This is a genomic window from Synechococcus sp. H55.11 (assembly GCF_047462475.1).
Lineage (GTDB): Bacteria > Cyanobacteriota > Cyanobacteriia > Thermostichales > Thermostichaceae > Thermostichus.
Map to the genome: position 1 here is coordinate 1 of NZ_JANSJI010000326.1, position 606 is coordinate 606.

Here is a 606-nt window from a genome sequence, read left to right on the forward strand (position 1 = left end):
ACTTCCATAGAGCTCTCCAGACTGCACAGGTAGCTGTAAACTACCCGACTCCGACCGCTAAGCGGTACGGAGCGGGCTTTCCGTAGCCCTGCAGTTGGCAAGCCAACCACGGGCCTCTGGGCCGGTTTACAGCGACCCCCAAAAGGGCAATCACGTTGGCACCGTTCAAATCTGCATCCCCTTCCCAGCCACAAGCCGGGTTCACACAACGAAAACGCTTCCCTTCCCGCTGCCCAAGCCACAAACACCGGTGGCAGGTCTGCGAGCTGTAGGCAGGCGGCACCACCACCACCTGGATCCCTGCTCTGGCGGCCTTGTAGTGCACAAACTGCCGCAACTGGTAGAACGCCCAGCTATTGCTCCGCCGCCGCTCGACTTTACTACGCGGCTGTTGGTTGGTACGTTCTCTAATTCCAGTCAGGTCTTCCAAGGCAATAAAACGGTGGGTGGCCTGTGCCCTAGAAACAATGGACTTGGAGATGCGATGGTTCACCCAAGCTTGAAAGCGTCTCTCCCGACCAGACAGCCGTTGCAACAGCTCCCGACATCTCCGCCGAGTGCTGCGTGTGCCCTTGCTGGCCTTGCGTTGCAGAGCCGCTCTCAACC

Annotated in this window: 1 protein-coding gene; it reads right to left on the bottom strand. The window is 59.2% G+C overall.

Annotation, left to right across the window (positions count from 1 at the left end):
• Nucleotides 1–40: 40 nt before the first annotated feature.
• Nucleotides 41–606, bottom strand: a 566-nt coding sequence (locus tag NW853_RS12875; RefSeq protein WP_414349208.1) for an RNA-guided endonuclease InsQ/TnpB family protein, incomplete at its 5' end; no start/stop codon positions are given.